This is a genomic window from Catenulispora sp. EB89, assembly GCF_041261445.1.
GTDB lineage: Bacteria > Actinomycetota > Actinomycetes > Streptomycetales > Catenulisporaceae > Catenulispora.
The window spans coordinates 264181-288389 of sequence record NZ_JBGCCU010000012.1; the positions used below are offsets into that span (position 1 = coordinate 264181).

A 24209-nucleotide genomic window follows, 5' to 3' on the forward strand; every position below is an offset into this window, starting at 1 on the left:
CCGGCGGATCAGCTGGCCGACGGGAAGGGTTCGGAGGTCACCGAGGGAGGCTATTCGAACAAATATGCGAGCGCAACGACAGCGCCACGGGTTCACCGGATCGGGTGACGGTGCGACGTGCTCGCACAAGTCGGCGAAAAATACGAGGCGGCGAGGTGCGCTGGTTGGTAACGTCCCCGCCGTGAAGTGATCTCCCAGGACGCGGCCGCTTACCGGGCTGCTGTCCGACGCGTCGGAACAAACCCTCGCCGCGACGCCCCGTCACGCTGACACGGGCAACTTCCTTCTGGAGAGATCCCGATGCCGCACCCTGCCTCGACTTCCCGCGCCTCCACGGCCTCCACCACCTCCGGACGACTCCTGGTGGACTGGTCGACCTACCCGCCCATCGGCCACGTGATCGAGGGCCTGCAGATCGCCGGCGCCTACGCCGCCACCAACCTGGGCCTCGCCGTCTCCCTCGCCCTGCCCTATCGCTCCCCGCTCGAACTGGCCGAGTGCTGCGACTTCCTCGACGCCGTCTACCCGGTGGCGTTCGACCCGACCGACAAGGGGTACCCGGCCGACCCCTACGCGAACGTCCCCCGCGATTTCGAGTGGACCTTCCGCTGCTACCGGCGCGACAACCCGGCCGAGCGCGCCCAGTTCCCCCACCTCGCCCGCCTGTCCGACGCCGCAGCCGCGCACTTTACGGCACCTGGCGACGCCCCCGGCCTCCCCTTCCGGAGTGAGCAGCACCTACGCCTGCGACTCCCGGCGCAGGCGCGGCAGGACGCCGACCGCATCCTCGCACCGCGCTTGGGCTCCGGCCCGGTGCTCGCCGTACTACCCAGCGGCGGTGGACAACGCGCCAACTACCCGTCCACCGGCTCCTGGCTCCTGATGCTCCGCGAGCTGCGCACGGCATGGCCGAACGCCACCATCATCCTGCTCGGCAAAACCGCCGGCGCGCACGGACGCCGCTCCAGCGCGATACCGCAGCAGGAGGCAGCCGAACTGATAGCCGCGGTCGACGCCGTCGACGGCTACGATCTCCCGCTGCTGGTGCAGCTGGCGCTGATCGAACGCTCCGCACTGTTGCTCTCCCCACACTCCGGCTTCTCCTTCGCCGCACTCGCGATCGGCACCCCCTGGCTGGCCCTCTCCGGCGGGGCATGGTTCGAGTACTTCCACAACGGAGTCCCCTTCCACTCACTACTGCCAGACACCACGCGCTTCCCATCCTTCGGCGGAGCCCACCGCACCGAGGACGACGACGGAACCGGCACACGCGAGGCATCGATGACCCGGCAGCGGATCGAGGAGACCATCTCCGAGCTGCTCGAAGCAGCCACCGACCTCATCGAAGCCCGCCGCGACTACGAGGAATGCCTCGCGGCCTACTTCCCCCGCCTGCTTTCAGCCCTGGGCGGCGACAGGTCGGCGCTGGCGTCCTGGGACCGCGTGCACGAGCGGTTCATTGGGGCGTGACGCGCTGCTTCTAAGGAATCGTCACAGACGTGCGCCTTGGCGGACCTGGATCTCGACACGGTGACGGATGTACTCGTCGGGATGCGCCCGGGCGATCGCCACCGCCGTGTCGACCAGTCCCCGGAGCTCCGGCGGGTAGGACGTGGGATCGAGCCGCAGGCCGGGCAGGATGCAGCAGCGGACGTCCAGATCCTCGTTACCGACGAACTCCCGCAGCGAAGCCTCACGCCATGCAGCCACGACGTCAGGAGCCTCGTCCGCCTCAGCCCCCATTCCCGCCGCCGCGGTCCCGACCCGCAGATGCCGCTGCCGGAGCGGGTAGCCCGTCCAGTACCAGGCCCGCGCCGAGCCGGCTCGCTCCCGATCCGTGCCGGTCTGCAGCGAGGTCAACAAGGCCACCTGGACGCGACGTCGCCCGAAGGCGTTGATCGCCGGCTCGACGAACCAGCGGTTGTGGCTCGGGTCCGGCTCGTAGACCGCGGCGCCGATCAGCGGCTCGAAGTACTCCTCCGACAGCCCATCCGACCGGCTGATGAAGGCCTTCCGTATCTCGTTCCGTGCGACGTGCCTCCAACCGGTCGTCTCGGATTTCGGAGGAACCTTGATCTCGAGGAGCCGTATCAACTCCCTCAGGTGTCGCCGAAGAACTCGTTTCCCATCCTCAGGCATCGCCGCTTGCTCCTTCGGTCAGCTGTTTCGGTTCCCGACTCGCAGAAGCTTCACAGTCCGATGTCGCGCAAGAAAGCATCGATCGACGGCTCCCGCCCAAGGAACTCGCGAACCATCGCCTCCCCGTCGACAGTGCCGCCGCGCTCCAAAACAGTGCGGCGGTAGTGCGCGCCGGTCGTCGGGTCGAGGGGGCCGACTTGCTGGAAGCGGGTGTACATGTCGTCGCCGAGGACTTTTGACCAGAGGTAGCTGTAGTACGCGGCGTCGTAGCCGAACAGGTGCGTGATGCCCGACTGCAGGTGGGTGCCCTCGACGTACGGCTGGCCGTGCTGCGCGTACACCTCCGCATACGTCGCGGTGCTCGCGCCGTCGTGGTGGCTGTACTCGGCGGAGTGGTACGTCGCGTCGAGCGTCGCGAAGGCCAGCTGCTCCATCGTCAGCACGCCAGATGCGGCGGTCTTGGCGGCGGCCAGGCCCGCCAGCAGGTGCGCCGGCATCGGCTCGCCGGTTTGGTGGTGGCGGGCGAAGCTGCCCACGACGCTCGGTTCCCAACACCAGTGCTCCAGCATCTGCGAGGGCGCCTCCACGAAGTCGATCTCCGTCTCGGCGCCGGAGTACCGCGGGTGTTCGGCGCGGGCGAGGACTTCGTGGAGTACGTGCCCGAACTCGTGGAAGAGCGTGACGAGCTCACCGTGCCGCAGGAGCGAAGGCGTGTCGGCACTCGGACGGGTGACGTTGGCCAGCAGCACCGCGACAGGCTGCTGCCACGAGCCGTCCGCCGACCGCCGCCCCGGCCGCAGGGCGAGCGCCATCGCGTGCTTGTACTTCTCCGGCCGGGGGAAGAGGTCGAGGTGGAAGCGTGCGAACGGCGCGCCGCCCGCCGCTTCGCGCACGTCAAACGTGCGCACCTCCGGATGCCACACCGAGGCGTCAGTCACCTCCTCGAACCGAATGCCCAGCACCGCACCGGTCGTCGCGAACAACCCCGCCAAGCACGCATCGAGCGGCAGGTACTCCGCGACTTCCGAGTCGTCGAACGCATGGCGCGTCTGCTTGAGCCGACTGATCGCGTAGGGCTGCTCCCACTGCGTCATCTCCCGCGAACCGCCGGCCTCCGCACTGGCATCGGCCATCTCGGCCAGGTCGGCGGCGGCCTTCGGCGCGATCCGGGCACGCAGATCGTCTAAGAACGCTGCGACCGTCTCAGGCGTCTTGGCCATCCGCGTCTCAAGGACATACGCGGCCCAACAGGAGTAGCCAAGCATCCCGGCGATCTCGCTGCGCACCGCGAGGGCACGCTCAAGCCGAGCGACGTTCTCCGCACCGCCCTTGCACAGGTCCTTCTCCAACAGCTCCCGCCGCCGCTCGGCCGACCGCGCCTCGCACATGAAGGGCCAGAACTCGGGATTGTCCAGCGACACCCGGTAACCGTCCCCGACCCGCTCCAGCCCCTCGACGTACGGCTCCGACAGCCCCGCGAGCTCATCGCGCCCCACGACGATGCCGTCGCGCCACCCCGCCAACGTCGCCAAGTACCCCGACCCGAGCTCGACCAACTCGTCGAAGAGCCCCCGCAACCGCTCACGCTCCGCAGCCGGCAACCCGATCCCGCTCCGCCGGTAGTCGCGCTGCACGTCGCGGAGTAGCCGCGCGTCCACCACGCTCAACGCCGCAGCCTGCGCTCCAGTACCGCCGCCACCGCCACGACCACCGTCACTACCCGTGAACTCGCACACCGCACGGAACACCCGCTCATCGAGCCCGATGCCGACCGCGTGCTTGTCCAGCCGCTCACCCCACTCCAACGCAGCCTCCCGCAACCCCTTGTCAGGCGACACCTCCGCCAGCACCCCCCACGCCGCCCGCGCCCCCCTCACCACCGCCCGGGCCTCCTCCACCGCCAACACCGTGTTCGCGAACGTGCGTTCCCCGCCCGGCACCGCGACCAGCGCGCCGATCCGGGCCTCGCACTCCTCGATCGCCGCACGACAAGCCGCCGCCAGCTCATCGGGCGTGACGTTCGCATAGTCAGGAAGCTCACGGGCCATGCGCGAGACCGTAGCCTCGCCGCCAGCGGCAATCATCTGATTTACGCGCGCGCCTGGAGGCTAAAGCCCGAAGCCAGGAACTCAGAAGGCCAGCTGCTGCCCACCATCGATGTGGTACGTGACCCCCGTAAGCAAATCGTCGAACAGCGCTCGGGCCTGATCCACATACATCTCGTAGATCCGTGGATGCGGATCGGACTCTTCGGCCAACCGCTTCGCGGCCGGTTCCAGCACCGGAGTCGGCGGAGCGAGCGTAGCCGCGGCTGCGGCGGTTGGGGTTGTGGGTGGGGTTGCGCCCAAGCGCCTCAACTTGCCTGCGCTGGGGCTCGACATAAGCTGAAGCCGGGTCGTGCCGGCGAGCAGGACGGGAGGCGCAGTCCGTGGCCACACTGATCTCGGTGAACGTCGGCATGCCCAAGGACGTCGCCTGGCACGGCAGCACTCTCCACACCGGCGTCTGGAAGCGGTCCGTCGCCGGGCCGGTGGCCGCGCGGCGCCTCAACCTGGACGGCGACGGTCAGGGCGACCTCGCCGGGCACGGTGGCGAGCAGCGTGCCGTCCTGGTCTACCAACTGGACTCCTACCGTCACTGGCAGCGGCACCTCAAGCGCGACGACTTCGCCCACGGGCAGTTCGGTGAGAACTTCACCGTGGAGGGCCTGCCCGACGACGAGGTCTGCGTCGGGGACCGCTACGGGATCGGCGAGGCGGTGTTCGAGGTCACGCAGCCCCGAGTCACGTGCTACCGCGTCGGGCTGCGGCTCGGAGAACCGCAGATGGCCGCGCTGCTCGTGTCTCACCACCGCCCCGGCTTCTATATGCGGGTGCTGACAGAGGGGCGGGTGCAGGCCGGCGACGACATCGTGAAGCTCGCCTCGGGCCCGGAGGCGATGACCGTCGCAGAGATCGACGCGCTGCTCTACCTGCCCGGTCACGCCAAGGAGAGCCTGGAGCGTGCGCTGCGCATCCCCGCGCTGAGCCCGGGGTGGCAGGGCAGCTTCCAGGCCATGCTCGCCGACGCCGACAGCGGCTCCGACAGCAGCTCCGGCGGCGGCTCGGGCAGCGGCTCGGGAATCCCAACCGGTAACAGCGGTCTGACAACCCCCTCCCCACCACCAGCCTGGCCAGGATTCGCACCCCAACAAATCATCGACATCGAACCGGAGACCCCGGGCATCTTCTCCCTCACCCTCGCCGCGCTCGATCGCAAACCGCTGCCGCCCGCCCTACCAGGCCAGTACATAGCGATCCGCCTGCAACCGGACCAGCACGATCCGCCGGTCATCCGCAACTACTCGCTGTCCGGGCAGCCAGGCGCCGAGACATACCGCATCAGCGTCAAACAGGAACCGCACGGCGCCGCCAGCACATATCTGCATCAGCGAGTGAAAGTCGGCGACGTCCTCGACGTCGCCGCACCTCGCGGCACGTTCCTGTTGAAGGACGCTGACACGCCGGTCCTCCTGCTGTCCGCCGGCGTCGGCGCCACCCCGGTCCTGGCGATGCTCAAGGCCCTGGCCGCACGGCGCTCGCCGCGGACCGTTTGGTGGCTGCACGCGGCACGGGACGGCGCGCACCATCCGTTCGCCGATGAGGTCCGCGCCCTGCTCGGCCAGCTGCCCGCCGGCCGGTCGTTCGTCGCCTACAGCGCTCCGCGCCCCACCGATCGCCTCGGCGTCGACTACGTCTTCGCCGGCCGATTCGGTCCGGAACGGATCAGCGAACTGAAGCCGCCTCAGGATGCTGATGCATACCTCTGCGGCCCGGACGCCTTCATGAAAGACATGACCACCGCGCTGCTAGCCTGCGGCCTGTCAGCCGCGCGGATCCACACCGAGATCTTCGGCGCCACATCCGCCGTCACCCCCGGCGTGGCGACCGGACCGACTCGGGCGCCGCACCAGCCGTCCCGGATCCCCGACGCGGGGCCGGGACCGGGATCAGAGTCGGGACCGGGGCCCACCCCAAGACCGACCGTATCCTTCGCACGCAGCGGCCTGACAGTCCCCTGGCACCCCGGCTACGGCACCCTCCTCGACCTCGCAGAAGCCTGCGACGTCCCGGTCCGCTGGTCCTGCCGCACCGGCGTCTGCCACACCTGCGAGACGGCGCTCGTCACGGGCCGCGTCGACTACGCGCCCGAACCTCTGGAGCCGCCGGCCCGGGGGAGCGTGCTCATCTGCTGCTCGACGCCCCCCGACGACGTCGTTCTCGACATGTGAGCCGATGCCATGCCATGCAATGCCCGGCGCGGCCCGGCCCGGCGCGAACCGGGCCGGCGTGCGCGATTTCTCAGAGCCCTGCTTCGAGCAGCGCCTGGATCGCCTTCGTCCGCTCCTCGACGTGGTGGGTGTTGACGTCCGACTGGTGGTCGAGGGTCAGCACGCCGTCGGCGAAAGTGAACCCGGACGGGCTGAAGTACTCGCCGGTGTTCCGCAGGACGACCTTCGACACGCCCTCGCGCAGCGCGTCCTTGCCCATGTCGTCCGCGCCGATCGCGCCGAACGCGTCCAGCAGCGGCTGGAAGAACACCGCGGGGAAGTCCTCGGCGTACCGGTCGGAGCGGTCCACGACGGCCAGCTCGTCCCAGGACGCCTCGATCGGCACGTCGAAGCCGGCCGCCTCGTCGATGCGGGCCTTCCAGCCCGGGTAGTCCTCGTTCTTGAAGCGCTCGACGCTGCGGCGTTCTGCCAGACCCATGGGGACCTCCGAAATGTGTGTGGTGCTGTGGTTTGAGAGATTTGAAGGAAACGCGTTGTGATCCGGAACGTCCCCGAGTTTCGCGGGGCTCCCGGCCGCCTCGCATCGGCGAAACCACGTAGCCGGCCACGTAACAGGCCACGTAACCGGCCACGTAGCAGCGGTCTCGGTACGTGCGGGAACGCGGCTACGCGCGCCGGGCGTCCATGACCGCGCGCGTCAGGGCGGCACGGTTGGGCACATCGAGCTTGCGGTAGATCTGGCGCAGGTGCGACTCCACGGTCCGCACACTCAAGAACAGCATCTCGGCGATCGCGGGGTTGGTCATACCCGTGCTGACCAGGTCGGCGATCTCGCGCTCGCGTATCGACAGCGATGCCGCCGCCGACCGTGGATCAGGCCACTGATCTGCCCCTGAGCCCGACCGCTGATCTGACCGCTGATCTGACCGCTGATCTGACCGCTGATCCGGCCGTAGATCCGACCGCTGATCCGATCCCGCCTCCGCCGCAGCGGCCAAACGCGACCGGCAAAGAGCGACCCGCGCCATCAACCGCGCCGAACCGCACTGCTCGGCCAGCAACCCGACGCGGTCCAGCCAGCCCGGCACGAGCTGCGCCTGCCCGGCCCGCAGCGCGAACTCGGTCGCCGCCAGCAGCGTGCGGCACACCTCGATCCGCTCCCCGCGCGCCGTGAACTCCGTGACCGCCTCCTGCGCGGACTTCAGCGCCGCGTCGTCGTCCCCGAGCGCGGCGTTCGCCCACATCCCGGCCCGGAGCGCGAAGGCCCGCAGCGTCGGCGGCCGCTGCGGGGCCCGCTCGGCCAGCGTGGCCCACCGGTCGGCGTCCGTGCTGTCGCCCACGGCCAGGGCGATCTCGGCCAGGGTGTCGCACCAGCGCGGGCGGCGCCACGGGCTGATCCCCGACAGGTCCTCGCCGGCGACCTCCAGCAGCAGCGAGCGGGCGCGCAGCGGATCGCCGGCGAACAGGACGAGTTCGGCGTGGAAGCAGCGCACCGCCATCGCCCAGCTGGTGGACGAGTCGCTGGCGACGGCGAGCGCGCGGTCCAGCTCGACCCGCATCAGCTCGGCGTCGCCGGGTTCGTCGCGCCAGTACAGCGCGGCGGCGCGCAGATTCGCGGCGACCGCCTCCTCGGAAGGGTTGAGGCCGTGCTCGCCGAGTTCGGTGAGCCGCCGGGCGACGCGGTCCAGGGTGGCCAGGGTCGGGCGCAGTTTGCCGAGCCGGCATTGCGCGTTGGCCAGGACGGTCAGCAGCGAGCCGTCGAGGTAGCTCTGGCCGGTGCGGCGGCCCAGGGCCTCGGCGCGGGCCAGGTGGCGCTCGGAGTCGGTGAGACGGCCGAGCAGCCCCTCGGTCATGCCCAGTTGCAGCGGCGCGGCCAGGTTCGTCAGCAGGGTGGTGTCGGCGGCGGCGTCGATGAGTTCGGCCGCCCTCGCGGCGCGGGCCAGGGCGGTGCTCTCGTCGTCGGTGAACAGGTGGCCCAGGGCCGACTGCGCCAGGGCGTGCGCCTCGCCGACGCGGTCGCCGTGCCGGGCGGCGATGGCCGCGGCCGTCTCGGCGTGCAGGCGGGAGGTCTCGTAGTCCTGGACGTCGTACGCGGCGTCGGCCAGTTCGGTGTGCAGGGCGGCGGCGGTCGCCGAGTCGGTTTCGGCCAGCGCGGTCAGCGCGGCCAGGCCGGAGCGGGCCAAGGCCCCGGACTCGAAGTGCCGGCCGAGGCGGCGCTCGATGCGGATGGAGTCCAGTGCGGCACCGCCCGGACGGTCCTCCGGTCCGGCTGAGCGGAGCGTGTCGAGCAGGGCGCGGCCTTCGGCGAACTCGCCGGACAGGACGCGGGCTCGGGCGAGGAGGACGTGGACTTCGTGTGCGTGGTCGTGCCCGTCGTGTTCTTCGCGCCCTTCATACTCTCCACCCCCTTCGCGCAGCAGCGGCACGGCGGCCTGGAGATATTCGACCGCTGCGGCGGGGGAGTTGTAGAGCGTTCCGCGAGCGGCGGCGATCAGAGTCGTCAGATGCTCAGGGTTCTGCGGATCGGCGGCTCGGATGACGTGTCGCGCGCGCTGCGCGATCGGTGCGCCGGCCCGGGCGAGCACATCGGTCGCGCGGCGGTGCAGGGCGAAGCGCAGGCTCGGCTCCAGCCGCTCGTAGACGGCTTCGCCGACGGCCCGATGCCGGAGCGCCAGCTGGGATCCGCGCTCGGCGGGGCGTATCAGGTCGACGCCGGTGAGCTGGTCGAGCGCACGCACGGCTGCGGGCTCGTCGAGCCCGGCGACCTCGGCCAGCAGCGTGACGTGGAACGGTTCGCCGAGCACCGCCGCAGCCCGCGCCGCGGCCAGCGCCTCGGGGTCCAGACCGGCGAGCTCCGCGAAGATCGAGGCACCGGCCTCGGCGGTGGAGCCGGTGTCCCGCAGTGCGCTCAGTACCTTGATGTACTGCGGGTTTCCGGCGGCCTCGCGGTGGATCTCGTCGGCGTCGCGGCGGCCGCCGAGCAGGACCGCGGTCTGGTCGCGGGTGAGCGGATCGAGCGGTGCGAGGCGGAGCGGGCCGGTCGAGGCGTCGGCGAGCGCGGCGGCGAGGCTCGGTGCGAGCTGTCGCCGTCGGTACGCCAGAAGGCACAACACCGGGCCGTTCGCCGTGCGGCGCAACAGCTGCGCGAGCAGGCCCAGGGCCGGGCCCGCCTCGTCGGCACCGATCAGGTGCAGGTCGTCGACCGTCACCAGAACCGGTTTGCCGGCGGCCTCGTGGGCGCAGACGGCATCGACGACCTGTGCGCAGGCTTCAGCTATATTAGGGCTCTGCGTTACCTCGGCACCGCGGGTGGCGACCACCGCGACACCTTCCGCGCGCGCCGTGTTCGCCGCCGTCCACAACAGCGCGCTCTTCCCGATGCCCGGGTCCCCGGCCAGAGCCACGGCGGATCCCGAGCCGGCCTGGAGCGCGTCGAGGGCCGATCGCAGTGTGTGCAGGTGGCACTCGCGCCCGATGAGAGTGTCGACCACGCGCTGAGCTTACGGCTTGGACGGCTGCGGCGGTCCCGGACGCGCCTATTACTGTCCGTCATCGTGCGGCGCCTTTGCGAAGCTTTTGCCAACCGGCAGGCTGACGAAGGTCACAGGGACTTGCTACGTTTCCTCTCTAGTACGAGCCTCCGTAGTTGATCGGCACCGGACCGCAGCCGGCCGTCGCGTCGCACGAGGGGCACCGGGTCGCGCCGCGTCGGCGTGCCCGTCATCACCTGGATCCGCTGCTCTGGCATCTTCCCTCAGCAGTCACTTCCCAGGTCCCGCATGTCCTTCTGGCTTCATCGCGCCCAGGCGCGGCCGGGACCGTGCGCCGACTTGGGGCTGTGATGTCAAGAGTTGGTCAAAATCCTGATGGCGAGCACCTGCGGGCCGCGCTGCCGGGCCGGCGTATGAGACATGCCACCGTCACGCAAGCAAGCAAGGAGTTCCCTCATGCACAGCTCCAAGACCGTCGGCATAGCCGCGGCCTTCGCCACGGCCGCCGCGATCACCGCGGTCGCCGCCTCGCCGGCGTCCGCCGCGCAGCCGAACGCGCACCGCCACCACCACTACGCGACCGGGCTGAACATCGCCCGGGCGCGGGCCGCCGAGCACGCCGGGCTGGCCGCGAACGCCACCCGGGCCCACGGCCTGCGCGCCGCCGACGCCGTGCCGGCCGACGCCCCGGCCAGCGCCAGCCTGCAGCAGTACGCGCTGTCCCCGGGCGACCAGGGCCAGGTCGGCTCCTGCGTGACCTGGGCCACCGGGTACAGCGCCTACGGGATCCTGATGAACGAGCAGGGCATCTCCGGCGACCCGATGGCGCCGATGTACGTCTACGCCCAGATCGCCCAGGGCAACGACCAGGGCACCACCGGGGACGTCGCCCTCGGCATGGAACAGCAGCAGGGCATCGACACCAAGACCGACTACTACCAGGGTGACTTCGACTACACCACCCAGCCGGACGACAACGAGCGCGCCAACGCCGCGCACTACAAGCTGTCCGGCTACCAGACCCTGCCGGTCGGCGACGGCGCGGAGGACGCGATCAAGAGCTCGATCTCGCAGGGGCTGCCGGTGTCGGTCGGCTTCAACGTCCGGCAGAGCTTCATGGACCTGTCCGGCCAGGCCGCGTCGGACTACAGCTACCAGCCGGGCGGCGACGGCAGCGACCCGGTCGTCGGCGGCCACGAGGTCGCCGTGATCGCGTACAACGACCAGGGCGTCACCATCGAGAACAGCTGGGGCTCCAGCTGGGGCGACAACGGCTACGTCAACGTCCCGTGGAGCTTCTTCACCACCGGTGACGTGGACGAGCTGTACTCGGTCGGCAAGCTCGTGCAGGGCTGACCTCGCACGGCACCACCCAGCACAGCAGCAAGTAGCACCGTGAAACCTGGTGCGGCCGGCGTTCGCCATGCGTCGGCCGCATCGGGCCTTCGACGTTCTCGCGGGAAAGTGAAATCAGAGATCGTCGTTCGCCACCGAAGCCCTGACCCGCGCCCGGTACGCCGCGACGTTCGCCCGCGTCGCACACCGGTCCGAGCAGTAGCGCCGTGAGGCGTTGGTGGAGGTGTCCACGAACACGAAGCGGCAGGGCGCGGCGCAGCACAGCCCCAGCCGCTCGATCCCGCGTTCGGCGACGGTGGACGCCAGGCCGAACGCGGCGCCGGTGACGTAGGTGCGCGCCGGCCCCGCGTCGTCGTCGGCCAGGTGCATGTGCCAGTCTTCGGTGTCGTGGCCGCTGATCGACATCGACACCGGGAAGTCGGACAGCAGCCGGTTCAGCGCCTGCACGGCGCGGCGCGGATGTCCGGTCGAGGCCTGCTCGAAGACGTGCCGCAGGCGCGGCCGGGCTTCGAGGAGTCCCTGGAGGCCGTCGCGGGCTGCGGTGCGGGACGCGGTCCAGGTCGCCGGGAACAGGCGCAGGACGTCGTCCTCTGATACCAGCCGATCGGTTCCGGTGCTCGGGTCGTAGGTGTTGACCAGCGTCACGGCCCGCTCGGCGTAGGCCATCGGTTCCATGACTGCAAATGATATGCAGCTGCTAGGGGTTCGCAATAAGCGCACCTTGAAGGATTGTTGAACAATAGTTAGGGTTCGTAGTGTCGCAGTCGCGTCCCGGGACCCAGTGAGGTGTGTGTGAGCTCGTCGCGTCCATCATCGTTACGGGGCGGGCAGGGTCGATGCGCTTTCTGAGTGCGGGGGACCGGGCGCTGTTGGTCGAGCTCGACCTGGCGGCTGAGGCGGCGCCCGAGCCCGCTCGCCTGTATCGGGCCCTGATGCGCGACAAGCCGGCCGGTGCGCTGGAGTTCGTTCCGGCCGCGCGGACCGTGCTGGTCCGTTTCGATCCCGCGCTCACCTCGTCGGCGTTGCTCGCTGCCCGGATCGGGGAGGTCGCGCGAGCGATGGAGGACGAGGCAGCCGAGTCCGGGGACGCGGGGGACGCCGACGTTCTGGAGATCCCGGTGCGCTACGACGGCGAGGATCTGGACGACATCGCGCGGTTGGCGGGGCTGAGTGTCGCAGAGGTCGTTGCCCGGCACTGCGCGCCGGTTTACACCGTTGCGTTCTGCGGGTTCGCGCCGGGGTTCGGGTATTTGACCGGTCTGGACGACGCGTTGTGGTTGCCGCGGCGCGCGGTGCCGCGGACGCGGGTGCCGGCCGGTTCGGTCGCCGTCGCCGACCGCTACGCGGCCGTCTACCCGCAGGCGTCGCCCGGCGGCTGGAACCTGTTGGGGCGTACGGATGTCGCGGTGTGGGATGCGGCGCGCCAGCCTCCTGCGATGTTCGTTCCCGGGGTCAGGGTGCGGTTCGTCGCGGCGTCGGGGCTGCCTCGATGACCCGGTCCGAGCTGGTGATCCTCGCACCCGGCCCGCTCACCACGGTTCAGGACCTCGGGCGTCCCGGGCTGGCGGCGCTCGGCGTCGGTGCGTCGGGGGCTGCTGATCGCGGGAGTTTGCGGCTCGCCAACCGGCTTGTCGGCAACGTTGAGGGGGCCGCAGCCCTCGAACTCACTCTTGGTGGCTTACAGGTCCGGATCGAGGGTGCCGGTGGCGGTGCCGGCGCCGGTGCTGCCATCGTCGCGCTGACCGGGGCGCCGTGTCCGGTGACCGTCGGCGGGCGAGCGGTCGGGATGAACGGGCCTGTCGCGGTGCGGTCCGGCGAGGTGATCGTCGTCGGCGTGCCGGCTGAGGGCGTGCGGACGTATCTCGCTGTGCGCGGCGGCGTGGCGGTTCCGGAGGTGCTGGGGGCTCGTAGCACCGACACGCTCAGCGGGCTCGGGCCGGAGCCGGTCCGTGCCGGGTCGGTGCTGCCGATCGGGAGCGAGACGACGGGTTTCCCGGTGGTGGATCAGGCGCCTGTGCGCGGGCACGCGGGGGACGCCGTGCTGCGTGTCGTGCCCGGTCCGCGTGCCGACTGGTTCGATCCGGAGGCGCTGCGGACGCTCGGCGCCGAACCGTACCTGGTCACCGCCGAGAGCAACCGGATCGGCGTGCGGCTCGACGGGCCGGAACTGCGGCGTACCGAGGTCGCGGAGCTGCCGCCGGAGGGCATGGTGCGCGGCGCGTTGCAGGTGCCGCCGTCGGGCCGGCCGGTGCTGCTGCTCGCCGATCACCCGGTGACCGGCGGGTATCCGGTGATCGGCGTCGTGGCCGACGCGGACGTCGATCGGGCCGGGCAACTGCGGCCCGGTGATCGGGTACGGTTCCGGGTGCGGTGAACGGGGATATCGTAGAACGATCCGGCGATCCGAACCCGGACCCGGACCACGACTCGGAACCGAATCAGGGCCCGATGACCGACGAAGCACGACCTGGGGGTGCGGTGTCCGCCGACATGACAGCGACGGCCTTCTCCGATCTGGCCAACGACCGGCATCTGCTCGGGCGCAGCAGCACCGCGGACCTGGTGGCCGGCATCCTGCGCGGCCGCATCGCCGAGGGGCAGCTGCCGCCGGGGACGCGGCTGGCCGAGGAGGCGATCGGCACGGCGCTGGCGGTGTCGCGCAACACGCTGCGCGAGGCCTTCCGCCTGCTCACGCGGGAACGGCTGCTGGTCCACGAACTCAACCGCGGCGTCTTCGTCCGCACCCTGACCGCCGAGGACGTCACCGAGATCTACCGCGTCCGCCGCGTCGTGGAGTGCGCGGCCGTCCGCCGCCCCGTCGGCGACCCCGCCGAGGCCCTGACCCGCGCCCGCCAGGCGGTCGCCGACGGCGAACAGGCGGCGCGCGAGGGCCGCTGGGACGCGGTCGGCACCGCGAACATCCGCTTCCACAAGGCACTGGCGTCCCTGGCGGGCAGCGAGCGAGTGGACGAGTTCATGGACGGCATCCTCGCCGAGCTCCGCCTGGTCTTCCACGTGATGGCGAACCCCCGCGTCTTCCACGAGCCCTACCTCTCCGGCAACCGCGCCCTGGTGACCCTCCTGGACGCCGGCGACTTCGAAGCGGCCGAACGCAGCCTGGCGACGTACCTCGACGAGGCCGAGGCCGAGCTGGTCGGCGCCTACGCGGGAGTGCTGGAGCGGGACGAGCGGAGGTAGGGGCTCGCGGCGTCGGCGCCTGAGTCTCTTGCCGGATTGTTGAACAATCCTTACATTGCCTCTTATGACGTCCACGCCACTCACCGCACTCCCGCCACCCGTGCTCGCCGCCGCGTCGCCCGCAGACTGGCGCGCCGCCTTCCGCGCCGGGGACCGGCGCCCGACCAGCGGGCTCGCGGCCGGGCACACGCAGGCGAACCTCGTGTGCCTGCCGCGCGACTGCGCGTTCGATCTGCTGCTGTTCGCGCAGCGCAATCCCAAGCCCTGTCCGCTGCTGGAGGTCACCGAGCCCGGCTCGTGGCGTTCGGTGCTCGCGCCCGGCGCCGACCTGCGGACCGACCTTCCCGGCTACCGGGTCTGGCAGAACGGGCTGCTGGTCGCGACCCCGCGCGAGGTCGTCGACCTGTGGCGCAACGACCTCGTCAGCTTCCTGATCGGGTGCAGTTTCAGTTTCGAGACCCTGTTGTCCGAGGCGGGGATTCCGTTGCGGCACGTAGAGCAGGACGTCACCGTCCCGATGTACGTCACGAACCGCGAGTGCGTGCCCGCCGGCCGCTTCAGCGGGCCGCTGGTCGTGTCGATGCGGCCGATCCCCGCGGCCTCGGTCGCCGCCGCTACCGCCATCACTGCGCTGATGCCTGCGGTGCACGGTGCCCCGGTGCACGTCGGCGCGCCCGAGGAGCTGGGCATCGCCGATCTGGGCAAGCCGGACTTCGGCAAGCCGGTGGAGTTCGCCGACGGCGACGTCCCGGTGTTCTGGGCCTGCGGCGTGACGTCGCAGACCGCTGTCATGCGGGCCGCCCCGTCGTTCGCGATCACGCACGAGCCCGGCCACATGTTCCTCACCGACGCCCGCGACCTGGAGTACCGGATCGCTTGAGCGAGGGGGCGAATCCGGGTTCTAAGATTGTCCGCTCGACCTCTTGCGGGATTGTTGAACAATCCTTAGATTATGGAGCACCGCGCGGTACCACCCAGGAACGCACCATCGACTCCACCTGCCAACGAGGTGCTCCATGACCGCACTTCCCACCGCAACGCCCACCGCCTCCGACACCGAGGACGGCCCCTTCGCCTGGTACCGGTCCCTGCCGGTCCCCGGCCGCCGCGCCTTCGTCGGCGCGTTCGGCGGCTACGCCCTGGACGCCTACGACTTCCAGGTCCTGCCGCTGAGCCTGACCGCGATCGCCGCCTACTTCCACCTGAACAAGGGCCAGTCCGGCCTGCTGACCACCGTGACCCTCGTGGTCTCCGCGGTCGGCGGCATCCTGGCCGGGCTGCTGATCGACCGCATCGGCCGTACTCGAACCCTGATGATCACCGTCGGGACGTACGCGCTGTTCACCGCCCTGTGCGGATTCGCCTCGAACTATCCGATGCTGCTCACCTTCCGGGCCCTGCAAGGGCTCGGATTCGGAGGGGAGTGGGCAGCCGGAGCCGTCCTGGTGGCCGAATACGCCTCGGCCCGGTACCGGGGCCGCACGGTCGCCTTCGTCCAGGCCTCCTGGGCGGTCGGCTGGGCCGCCGCCGTGGTCGTCACCACGCTCTCGCTCGACCACCTGAGCCACGGCCTGTCCTGGCGCGTCGTGTTCTGGACCGGCGCGCTGCCCGGCCTGACGCTGCTCTACATCCGCCGGCACGTGGTCGACGCGCCGGCGGACTCGAACGGCGGCAGCGGCGACAGCGGCGAGAACAGTGACAACGGCGACAGCGGCGACAGCGCCACCACCGAGCCCGCGCCGCGTGCACCGTTCTGGCGCATCTTCGAGGGCCGCACCGGCCGCATCACCCTGTTCGCCACGCTCATGTCGACCGGCGTGCAAGGTGGCTACTACACCATCGCAACCTGGTTGCCCACCTACCTCAAGACCGAGCGCCACCTGACGATCGTCGGCACCGGCTCCTATCTCAGCCTGCTGATCGGCGGCGCCTTCCTCGGCTACCTGTGCGGCGGCTACCTGACCGACCTGATCGGGCGCCGCAAGGCCATCGGCCTGTTCGGCGTGCTCAGCGGCGCCATCCTCTACAGCTACATCCACATCCCGACGAGCGCGAACCACGTGCTGCTGATCCTCGGCTTCCCGCTCGGGTTCTGCTTCTCGGCCATCTTCAGCGGCTTCGGCGCCTACCTCGCCGAGCTGTACCCGCGCACGATCCGTGGCACGGGACAGAGCTTCACGTACAACGTCGGCCGTGCGGTCGGCGCGTTCTTCCCGACCGCCGTGGGGTTCGCCGCCGGGAGCGGGGGTCTCGGCGGCGCCCTGGTCTACGGCACGCTCGGGTACGCGCTGGCGGTGGTGGCGCTGGTCGGGCTGCCCGAGACACAGGGTTCGGATCTCGCCTGATGCGCCTTGCCACCCGCACCGGCCTGCGCTGGTACGCGGCGGCCGTCGCCGTGGTCGTCGTCGCGCTCGGCACGACGACGTACCTCGGGACGGCCGCCGGCGACGACGCGATCGGCCACGCCCGGACCACGGCCGAGCCGCTGGCCGTCGCCGCCGAGAACGTGTACCGCGCGCTGTCCGACGCCGACGCGACGGCCGCCATGGTGTTCCTGTCCGGATCGCAGGTGCAGACCAGCGGCGTGCAGCGGTACGACCAGGACGTCCGCGAGGTGTCGGCCGGGCTGGCGGCGATCGGGGGTCAGACGGGGATATCGCAGCCTTCCAACACCTCGCACCCCGGCACGCCCCCGACCCCGACCCCGACCCTGCGCACCGCGGTGAGCCGCCTGCTCGCCGACGTCCCCGTCTACACCGGCCTCGTCGGCACCGCCCAGGCCGACGCCCGCCAGGACCTCCCGGTCGGCGCGGCCTACCTGCGCGAGGCTTCCGCCCTGATGCGGACCGACCTGCTGCCCAGCGCGCAGGCCGTCCTCCGCATCGAGACCGACCGCCTGGCGGCCGACGCGGCCGCGGCGCGCGGCCCGGACACCGTGCTCGTCGCAGCCGTGGTCGCGTTCGCCGTCCTCATCCCCGCGCAGCTGTTCGTGGCCCGGCGCACCCGGCGCAGGTTCAACCTCGGGCTCGTGGCGACGACCGTGCTGGTCGGCATCGTCACGATCTGGGCCGCCGCGGTCTCGACGGCCGCGACCAGCGCCACCGCCGACGCGCGCACGCATCGGCAGTCGGCGGACGCGCTGGTCACGACCGATCTGGCCGTGCTCCAGGCGCACGGTGACGAACTGCTCAGCCTCGCCGCACGTGGCGAGGACGTCGGCTCGTACGAGGGCGACTACCAGACGGTCAGCGCACGCCTGGGCACGCTGCTCGCCGCGGATCAGGGCCCTGGTATCGCGGACGCCACGACCGGCTACCGGGACTGGAAGACCGCGCACGGAACCCTGGCGCAGGCGTCGAGCAGCCCGCAGGCCGACAACACGGCCAACGTCCAGGCGCTCGCGCAGGCGACCGGCGCGCAGCCGGGGACCGGGACGTTGTTCACGCGCGTCGACGGCGACGTGCAAGGCGCGATCGCCATACAGGAAGCGGACTACCGGGCCGCGATCGACACGGCCGGATCGGACCTGCGCGGGCTGGCGACGGGGACCGCGGCGTTGATCGTGTTCGCCTTCGCGGCGGGTGCGTTCGGCATGGATCAGCGGCTGAGGGAGTACCGGTGAAGGGTATGAGGACTCCGTTGCGGCTTTCGCTCGCCGCCATGGTGATGAGCCTGACGCTCGGCGTCGCGGCTTGCGGGTCGGGGTCATCGGCGACGCCGACGACATCACCCGGTGCGACCGCCACCGCTGCCGCTGCCGCCACCGCCACCGCCGCCGGCGCACCAGCCGACGTCCCGATCCCCGACGGCGTCATGACCCTGCCCGAAAGCCCGGCGCCGCCCCTGACCGGCTGCGACGCCTCCCTGCGCCCGACCGGCCCACTCCCCGCCGCGGGCGCCATGCCGGCCGGCTCCACGATGGCGAAGATCCAGCAGCGCGGCTACCTGATCGCCGGCGTCGACGAGGACAGCTACCTGTTCGGCTACCGCAACCCCTCCGCCGACCCCTCGGCCCCGCCGCTGGTGGGCTTCGACATCGACTTCGTCCAGCAGGTCGCCACGGCGATCTTCGGCGCACCGGGCCACGTGCGCTACAAGGTGCTGACCAAGGCCGAGCGGCTGACGGCGCTGCAACAGGGCTCGGTCGACCTCCTCGCCGACATCCTGACCGTCGACTGCCAGCGCGCGCAGCAGGCCGACTTCAGCGCCGACTACTTCGACGCCGGCCAGCGCGTCCTGGTGAATCAGGCCTCGACGGTCCAGAGCATCGCCGACCTCGCCGGCAAGAAGGTCTGCGCGGCGGCCGGCACCACCTCGATCCAGACCCTCGCCGACCCGAAGTACCGGGTGGTCCCGGTCAGCGCGGTCAACTGGGCCGACTGCCTGGTGATGCTCCAGCAGGGCCAGGTCGACGCGATCTCCACCACCGACCTGATCCTCCTCGGCATCCAGTCCCAGGACCCGTACACGAAGATCGTCGGCCCCCGCTTCACCTACGAACGCCACGGCCTGGGCTTCCCGAAGGGCAAGGGCGACTTCATCCGCTTCGTCAACGCCGTGCTCGAACAGATGAAGGCCAACGGCACCTGGACCGCGATCTACACCCACTGGATCGGCGACCGGCTCGGGCCGGTGCCCGCGCCGCCTCCGGCCGTGTATCAGTGAACCACCGAGTCCGCGGCCGGCGGAAAGCCGTGCCGCTCGGGCGGCCAGACCTCGCGGAAGAGCTCGACCGGCATACCGCCCGGCGTCCCGCTGTCTTCGATCGCCACGAAGAAGTTCCCTGACGGCAGCGACAGGCGCCAGGTGTCGAACTGGTCCACGCCATGGGTGCAGTGGCGCGCCAGCAGCTCCAGGAGCGTCCGGCCTTCGTCGGCGGTGAGCGGCGGTCCCACCTCGTCATTCACCGCGCCAGGATCCCACGAGCGATCGTCAGTGAGCCACCTGGAGCGCGTTGATCTGCGCCGCACTCAGCACCTGGTTGAACACCTCGACGTTCGACAGCGCGCCCTTGAACCAGTCGGTCGCGTTGCCGTCGTACTGGGCACGCCCCATGGCCAGCGGGCCGGTGGTCGCGTACGGGGTCGGGTCGGTGACCGTCTGCTGGAGCTGGCCGTTCACATACAGCTGCATCTGCTTGCTGCCCGCGTCGAAGACCCCTGCGAGCCGGGTCCAGACGCCGGCCGCGGCCTTGCCGGTCGAGTAGGCGCGGACCGCGGTCGGATTCGCGGTGTCGCTGCCCACTCGCGCGAAGCCCCAGACGCCGGGCGGGTTGCCCGGGCCGTTGCCCATGTACTGGAGGTAGAAGCCGCTGTTCTGGGTGCCGTCCTGGCTCACCATCGTCTCTTCGACGTTGGAGTCGGTCGAGTTCAGATACACGTCGGCGGTCACGGTGAAGCTGCCGCCGGGGCCGGTGTCCAGGACCGGGCCGTTGGTGACGATCTGGCTGTTCGTGCCGTTGAACAGGCATGAGCCGCCGGCCCACCAGCCGTTCGAGGCCGTGCCGTTGTGCACGGTCATGGAGTCGATCGCGGTGTTGCCCACGGTCTGGTTCAGGATCCAGTTGCCGATCGGCGTCGGCGCGACGACCGGCGGCGGGGCCGAGGTCGGTTTGGCCGCGGGCTTGGACGCGGAGGTCGCCGCGGCGGGAGCCGAGGACTTCGCGGGCGGCGCCGACGAGCTCGCGGGCGCGGCCGGGGCCGACGAACTCGGCGGCGGCTGCTGCGACGAGGACGACGGCGCCGGCGTGCTCGGCGCCGCGACGGTGACCGCCGGCGCGCCGGCCATGGCGACCTGCGCGGTGGCGTCCGTCGACACCGAGGGGCGCACCGCCAGCCAGAGCCCGGCGAACAGCACCACCAGCGCGGTCAGCGCCCCGAAGAGCCCGCCGAGCCAGCGGGGGAGCAGCGCCGTCTGGTTGTACGTGCCGGCGGCGGTGACCGGCTGGCGGCCGGAGACCTGCAACGTCGTGGTGAACGGGTGGGTGACCTTCTGGCCGAACCACAGCAGGCGCTCGGGGCGCAGCCGCAGGACACTGAAATGCGCGCGGCCGGGCTGGATCTGCAGGCTCGGCGTCCGGATGTCGACGTCGACCCGGTTGCCCGGGCCGGTGACCGCGACCGAAGCCGTGGCCAGCGCGTTGCCGTAGTTCGACACCACGAGCCGGGGCCTGGCCCGCCGCCAGCCCCGCACCGTCGGCGGCACCAGCTCGGCCCGGACGTCGACGAACGACGCCACGGTCAGGATCCCCTCCGGCACCGCGACGCCCTCGGGATCCTCCAGCGGCGTCACGCGGACCCCGTACGGCTGCGGCCCCGCCGCCGACTCCGAGGCCCGCGGCGGCGCGAACGTCAGGCTCACCTCGCCTGTCGTCCCCGGGTACAGCCGGATCGTCGAGGGCTCGACCGCGCACCACATGGCCGGGTCCCCGACCACCTCGACGCGGTATTCCTCGACGATGTCCCCGGTGTTCCGGATACGGAGGTCTACGACGGTGCTGTCCCCGGGTTCGACCGCGGCAGACAGCGGTTCCAGGTTGACCCACTGGCTCACCGTATGAAGGTAAGGCTCAGAGCCCTGGTTCGCCACCGGCTGGAGGGGCACGCCGGGGGCAACCATCGTTGCCCGAACGGACCTTCCACGGTCGGCCCCCACAGCCCACGAGGCGGCGCCGCCCGAAGTCAGGCCGCCGAGTCGTAAGTCTCCTGCGACGCCGTCACGTACTCGAGATGCTTGACCGCCCAATCCTCCAGCGCCCGCAGCGGCTCGCGCAGGGCGCGGCCGGCCTCGGTGAGCGAGTACTCGACGGGGGCCGGGTTTCCGGGGTGGACGGTGCGCAGCACGATCCCGTCCCGTTCGAGCCCGCGCAGCGTCTGGGTGAGCATCTTCTGCGAGATGCCGACGATGCGCCGGCGCAGCTCCGCGAAGCGGACGCCGTCGTCCCACAGGGCGCCGACGATGAGCACCGTCCAGCGGTCGCCGACGCGGTCCAGGATGTGCCGGGTCGGGCAGTCCGCGTGATACGGGCTGCCGACGAGCACCGACTCGGCCGAGGTGGTTACCACAAAGTGCCTTCTTCCCCATCGAGAGCTGCCTTCCATACGGTAAGCGCAGCGCGTCCTCGACGTAATCCCGCGCGTGGATCCCTTGGAAAGGCACTCTCATGGCTCGCATCATCGTCATCGGCGGAACCGGTTATGCAGGTTCCGCAATCGTCGCCGAGGCCGCCGCTCGCGGCCACGAGGTCACGGCGCTGAGCCGGTCGCTCCCCGACGCCCCGACCCCGGACGTCACCTACATCCAGGGCGACGTCCGCGACGAGGTGACGCTGTCGCCGGCGATCGAGGGCGCGGACGTCGTCGTGGCCGCACTCGCTCCGCGCGGTCCGCTGGCCGGCGCGTTCCGCGACGTCAACCGCGCCATCGGGCGTCTGGCCGAGGCCGCGGGCGCGCAGCTGTTCGTGGTCGGCGGCTACTCCTCACTGCGCCCCGCGCCCGGTGCGGAGCGCTTCGTCAGCGACCTCAGCGACATCCCGGCCGCACTCCGCGACGAGATCCTCGCCGGCGCGGCGCTCATCCTGGAGGACCTTCCGGCCACGCCCCCGACGCTCGACTGGGTCTTCGTGAGCCCGGCGTTGAGGTTCGGCGCGCACGCGCCCGGCGAACGGCTCGACCGGTACCGGCTCGGCGACGACGTCGCGGTCCAGCCCGAGGACGGCGGCGCGATCTCCGCCGCCGACTACGCGCTCGGCTTCGTCGATCTCATCGACAAGGGCGAGCACCACCGGACCCAGGTCAACCTCGGCCACTGAGCGAAACAGCGAAACACCGGGCGGCTACTGACATGAGCGACCACATCCACCGCGGATTCCGGCCACGGAACCTCGATCTGCCGATCCTCGACGGGACCCTGCACGCGGACCTGCTGCCGCCGGCCGTCGCCCAGGAGGTCTCGGCAGCGCTGCGCAACCACCGCGACCCCTACGTCGGCGTCACCACCGACGGCACCCCGATCGGCGGCCTCTACCACCTCGAAGACACCGGACTGTCGCATCGGAAGGTCCTCGACGCCGCGTCCGCATACCTGGAAACTCTGGAGCAGCACCAACTCCTCAGCGCCCGCCTGCCGATGGACTCGCCGGAATGGCGGCTGTGGACCAACGCCTTCCCGGTCTGGACGCACCAGGGCCTGCGCCTGGACCGCGTCGAGCCCCGGCAGCGGGACGCCGCCCTGGCGCTCGTCGAGGCCAGCCTCAGCCCCGACGGGTACGCGGCCGTGCGCAACGCGATGAAACTGAACGGCGCGCTCGGCGAGCTCGTCCAGCGCTACAGCGACTCTCTCGGCGAGTACACGTACCACTTCACGCTCTTCGGCGAGCCCTCGGCCGACACGCCGTGGGGCTGGCAGCTGGCCGGTCACCACGTCGACCTGCACTGCGTCTTCGTCGGATCCCAACTCGTGCTCGCCCCGGTGTTCCTCGGCGCCGAACCGACCCGCGCAGGAGACCACGGGCCCTACGCGGGAGTGAGCGCCTTCGAACGGGAAACGGACGGCGGCCTGGCGATGCGCCGCTCGCTCACCGGAGCCCAGGAGGAGCGCTTCCTGCTGGGCGATTCGCTGCGGACCGCCGATCTACCGCCGGAGCTCGCCGGCCCCAACGGCCGCCACGTCTCCGGTGCCGGCCAGGACAACCTCGTCCTGAAGCCCGAGGGGATCAGCGGGAAGGAACTGACGCGCGACCAGCGGCGACAGCTGCTCGAACTCGCAGACGTGTACATCAACCGCCTCCCCGAGGGCCACGCCGAACACAAGCGCCGCCGCTTCCTGGACCACCTGGACGACACGACGTTCGCTTGGCGCGGCGGCCACGACGACACCAGCGCGTTCTACTACCGCGTCCACTCGCCGGTCCTGCTGATCGAGTACGACAACCACGCGGGCATCTTCCTGGACAACGACGAGGCCGAGCGGTTCCACGTGCACACCATCACGCGGGAGCCCAACGGCAACGACTACGGGAAGGACCTGCTCGCTCAGCACTACGCGCGCTTTCACGGCTGAGGCGCCCGGACCCTGACCTTCCCGTTCCGCCGCCGGTCAGACCGGCGGCGGAACTTCCTGCATGCATGTTCTGACAGGGAGTATCCCCTTTCTGCACCCGCATTCCCGGCGGCAAGCTGGAAGCACGACGGAACACGGCAGGGGGTTGCGAAACCCCGGTATCGCCGAACCGCTCGTCTTCTGGCTCTTTTCGTCTTTCTGCTTCTTGAGGAGGCACTGTGAATCGGCTGTGGAGTGCTCTCGCCGGTGTCGTCGCCGCGGTTGCGCTGGTGCTGGCCTGCTCCGGACTCGGCTCGGCGGCGGACGCCTCGGCGCCCTCCCACTCCGGGACCGGCATCGGGACCAGCACCGGCACCAGCACCGGCACCAGCACCGGCACCAGCGCCGGGGCCGTCGTCCTGGCGGACAGCGGCGTCGGCAACGTCACCGACACCGGCTGGGGCGGTGGGGGCAGCTGACGCGGTGAGCATGCCTCGGTCGGCTGAGCGACCGGGCCCCGGCCGGACGCGTCTCGTGCTGTTCTGCCTGGCCGCGTCGGTCGCGCTGGGCGCCGCCGCCGCGCTCGGGGGCGTCGTGGCCACACGGCTCGCCGCGGCCCGCAGCCGGAACCACCGCCGCCGGGCCCGCGAGGTCCTGGACGAGAGGTCCGGGGATCGCGGCTACCCCTGGCCCTGATGACCCCGACCGCCCCCGCC

22 protein-coding genes are annotated in these 24209 nt (G+C 71.0%); 14 read left to right on the forward strand and 8 right to left on the reverse strand.

Annotated features, from left to right (window positions below):
* The first annotated feature begins 300 nt into the window (after positions 1-300).
* The gene (locus ABH920_RS25630) at positions 301-1470 is read left to right on the forward strand and encodes a hypothetical protein (protein WP_370351666.1); all 1170 of its coding nucleotides are present in this window, start codon (positions 301-303) and stop codon (positions 1468-1470) included.
* A 21-nt stretch (positions 1471-1491) separates the two neighbouring features.
* On the opposite strand, the gene ABH920_RS25635 is transcribed toward ABH920_RS25630, so the two are convergent.
* Both ABH920_RS25635 and ABH920_RS25640 read right to left on the reverse strand, forming a co-directional pair.
* On the reverse strand, positions 1492-2094 hold the full coding sequence (locus ABH920_RS25635; RefSeq protein WP_370351667.1) for a hypothetical protein: 603 nt from the start codon (positions 2092-2094) through the stop codon (positions 1492-1494).
* 95 nt (positions 2095-2189) lie between these two features.
* Positions 2190-4187 carry a M3 family metallopeptidase gene (locus tag ABH920_RS25640; RefSeq protein ID WP_370351668.1) on the reverse strand — a complete coding sequence of 666 codons (1998 nt, stop codon included), beginning with the start codon at positions 4185-4187 and terminating at the stop codon, positions 2190-2192.
* A gap of 380 nt (positions 4188-4567) precedes the next feature.
* Here ABH920_RS25640 and ABH920_RS25645 point away from each other — a divergent pair, with 380 nt between their 5' ends.
* Positions 4568-6409, forward strand: a complete 1842-nt coding sequence (locus ABH920_RS25645) for an MOSC domain-containing protein (protein WP_370351669.1) — start codon at positions 4568-4570, stop codon at positions 6407-6409.
* 70 nt (positions 6410-6479) lie between these two features.
* On the opposite strand, the gene ABH920_RS25650 is transcribed toward ABH920_RS25645, so the two are convergent.
* Together ABH920_RS25650 and ABH920_RS25655 are read right to left on the reverse strand one after the other, a co-directional pair.
* A complete protein-coding gene (locus ABH920_RS25650; protein ID WP_370351670.1) occupies positions 6480-6887 on the reverse strand; it encodes a hypothetical protein in 408 nt (135 codons plus the stop codon).
* Between the two features lie 187 nt (positions 6888-7074).
* On the reverse strand, positions 7075-9900 hold the full coding sequence (locus ABH920_RS25655) for a LuxR C-terminal-related transcriptional regulator (protein ID WP_370351671.1): 2826 nt from the start codon (positions 9898-9900) through the stop codon (positions 7075-7077).
* A 456-nt stretch (positions 9901-10356) separates the two neighbouring features.
* Here ABH920_RS25655 and ABH920_RS25660 point away from each other — a divergent pair, with 456 nt between their 5' ends.
* The gene (locus tag ABH920_RS25660) at positions 10357-11256 is read left to right on the forward strand and encodes a C1 family peptidase (RefSeq protein WP_370351672.1); all 900 of its coding nucleotides are present in this window, start codon (positions 10357-10359) and stop codon (positions 11254-11256) included.
* A gap of 114 nt (positions 11257-11370) precedes the next feature.
* On the opposite strand, the gene ABH920_RS25665 is transcribed toward ABH920_RS25660, so the two are convergent.
* Complete coding sequence (locus ABH920_RS25665) at positions 11371-11931, reverse strand: CGNR zinc finger domain-containing protein (protein WP_370351673.1); 561 nt, start codon at positions 11929-11931, stop codon at positions 11371-11373.
* Positions 11932-12092: 161 nt separating this feature from the next.
* On the opposite strand from ABH920_RS25665, the gene ABH920_RS25670 reads away from it, so the two are divergent.
* From ABH920_RS25670 to ABH920_RS25700, 7 genes are all read left to right on the forward strand, one after another.
* On the forward strand, positions 12093-12749 hold the full coding sequence (locus tag ABH920_RS25670) for an allophanate hydrolase subunit 1 (RefSeq protein ID WP_370351674.1): 657 nt from the start codon (positions 12093-12095) through the stop codon (positions 12747-12749).
* Positions 12746-13630 carry a biotin-dependent carboxyltransferase family protein gene (locus ABH920_RS25675; protein ID WP_370351675.1) on the forward strand — a complete coding sequence of 295 codons (885 nt, stop codon included), beginning with the start codon at positions 12746-12748 and terminating at the stop codon, positions 13628-13630. The genes ABH920_RS25670 and ABH920_RS25675 overlap by 4 nt, the downstream gene beginning before the upstream one ends.
* A gap of 116 nt (positions 13631-13746) precedes the next feature.
* Positions 13747-14454, forward strand: a complete 708-nt coding sequence (locus tag ABH920_RS25680) for a GntR family transcriptional regulator (protein WP_370351676.1) — start codon at positions 13747-13749, stop codon at positions 14452-14454.
* A gap of 64 nt (positions 14455-14518) precedes the next feature.
* Positions 14519-15334, forward strand: coding sequence for a putative hydro-lyase (locus ABH920_RS25685; protein WP_370351677.1), 816 nt, complete (start codon positions 14519-14521; stop codon positions 15332-15334).
* Between the two features lie 136 nt (positions 15335-15470).
* Positions 15471-16799, forward strand: a complete 1329-nt coding sequence (locus ABH920_RS25690; protein WP_370351678.1) for an MFS transporter — start codon at positions 15471-15473, stop codon at positions 16797-16799.
* Complete coding sequence (locus tag ABH920_RS25695; RefSeq protein ID WP_370351679.1) at positions 16799-18076, forward strand: hypothetical protein; 1278 nt, start codon at positions 16799-16801, stop codon at positions 18074-18076. The genes ABH920_RS25690 and ABH920_RS25695 overlap by 1 nt, the downstream gene beginning before the upstream one ends.
* 5 nt (positions 18077-18081) lie before the next feature.
* Complete coding sequence (locus ABH920_RS25700) at positions 18082-19119, forward strand: glutamate ABC transporter substrate-binding protein (RefSeq protein WP_370351680.1); 1038 nt, start codon at positions 18082-18084, stop codon at positions 19117-19119.
* Here the strand turns inward: ABH920_RS25700 and ABH920_RS25705 are convergent.
* The 3 genes from ABH920_RS25705 to ABH920_RS25715 all read right to left on the reverse strand — a co-directional run bounded on the left by ABH920_RS25705 (position 19113) and on the right by ABH920_RS25715 (position 21518).
* Entirely contained in the window at positions 19113-19361 is a 249-nt protein-coding gene (locus tag ABH920_RS25705; protein ID WP_370351681.1) for a hypothetical protein, read from the reverse strand. The genes ABH920_RS25700 and ABH920_RS25705 overlap by 7 nt on opposite strands.
* A gap of 25 nt (positions 19362-19386) precedes the next feature.
* A complete protein-coding gene (locus ABH920_RS25710) occupies positions 19387-21006 on the reverse strand; it encodes a LamG-like jellyroll fold domain-containing protein (protein ID WP_370351682.1) in 1620 nt (539 codons plus the stop codon).
* Between the two features lie 128 nt (positions 21007-21134).
* Positions 21135-21518 carry a winged helix-turn-helix transcriptional regulator gene (locus ABH920_RS25715; protein ID WP_370351683.1) on the reverse strand — a complete coding sequence of 128 codons (384 nt, stop codon included), beginning with the start codon at positions 21516-21518 and terminating at the stop codon, positions 21135-21137.
* A gap of 98 nt (positions 21519-21616) precedes the next feature.
* Between ABH920_RS25715 and ABH920_RS25720 the strand changes: the two genes are divergently transcribed.
* From ABH920_RS25720 to ABH920_RS25735, 4 genes are all read left to right on the forward strand, one after another.
* Positions 21617-22264 carry an NAD(P)-dependent oxidoreductase gene (locus ABH920_RS25720; RefSeq protein ID WP_370351684.1) on the forward strand — a complete coding sequence of 216 codons (648 nt, stop codon included), beginning with the start codon at positions 21617-21619 and terminating at the stop codon, positions 22262-22264.
* 32 nt (positions 22265-22296) lie between these two features.
* Positions 22297-23514 (forward strand): DUF3500 domain-containing protein, encoded by a 1218-nt coding sequence (locus ABH920_RS25725; RefSeq protein WP_370351685.1) that lies wholly within the window; start codon positions 22297-22299, stop codon positions 23512-23514.
* A 218-nt stretch (positions 23515-23732) separates the two neighbouring features.
* On the forward strand, positions 23733-23972 hold the full coding sequence (locus ABH920_RS25730) for a hypothetical protein (RefSeq protein ID WP_370351686.1): 240 nt from the start codon (positions 23733-23735) through the stop codon (positions 23970-23972).
* Between the two features lie 10 nt (positions 23973-23982).
* Positions 23983-24189: a hypothetical protein gene (locus ABH920_RS25735; protein ID WP_370351687.1), complete on the forward strand. Its 207-nt coding sequence runs from the start codon at positions 23983-23985 to the stop codon at positions 24187-24189.
* The last annotated feature ends 20 nt before the right edge of the window (positions 24190-24209 follow it).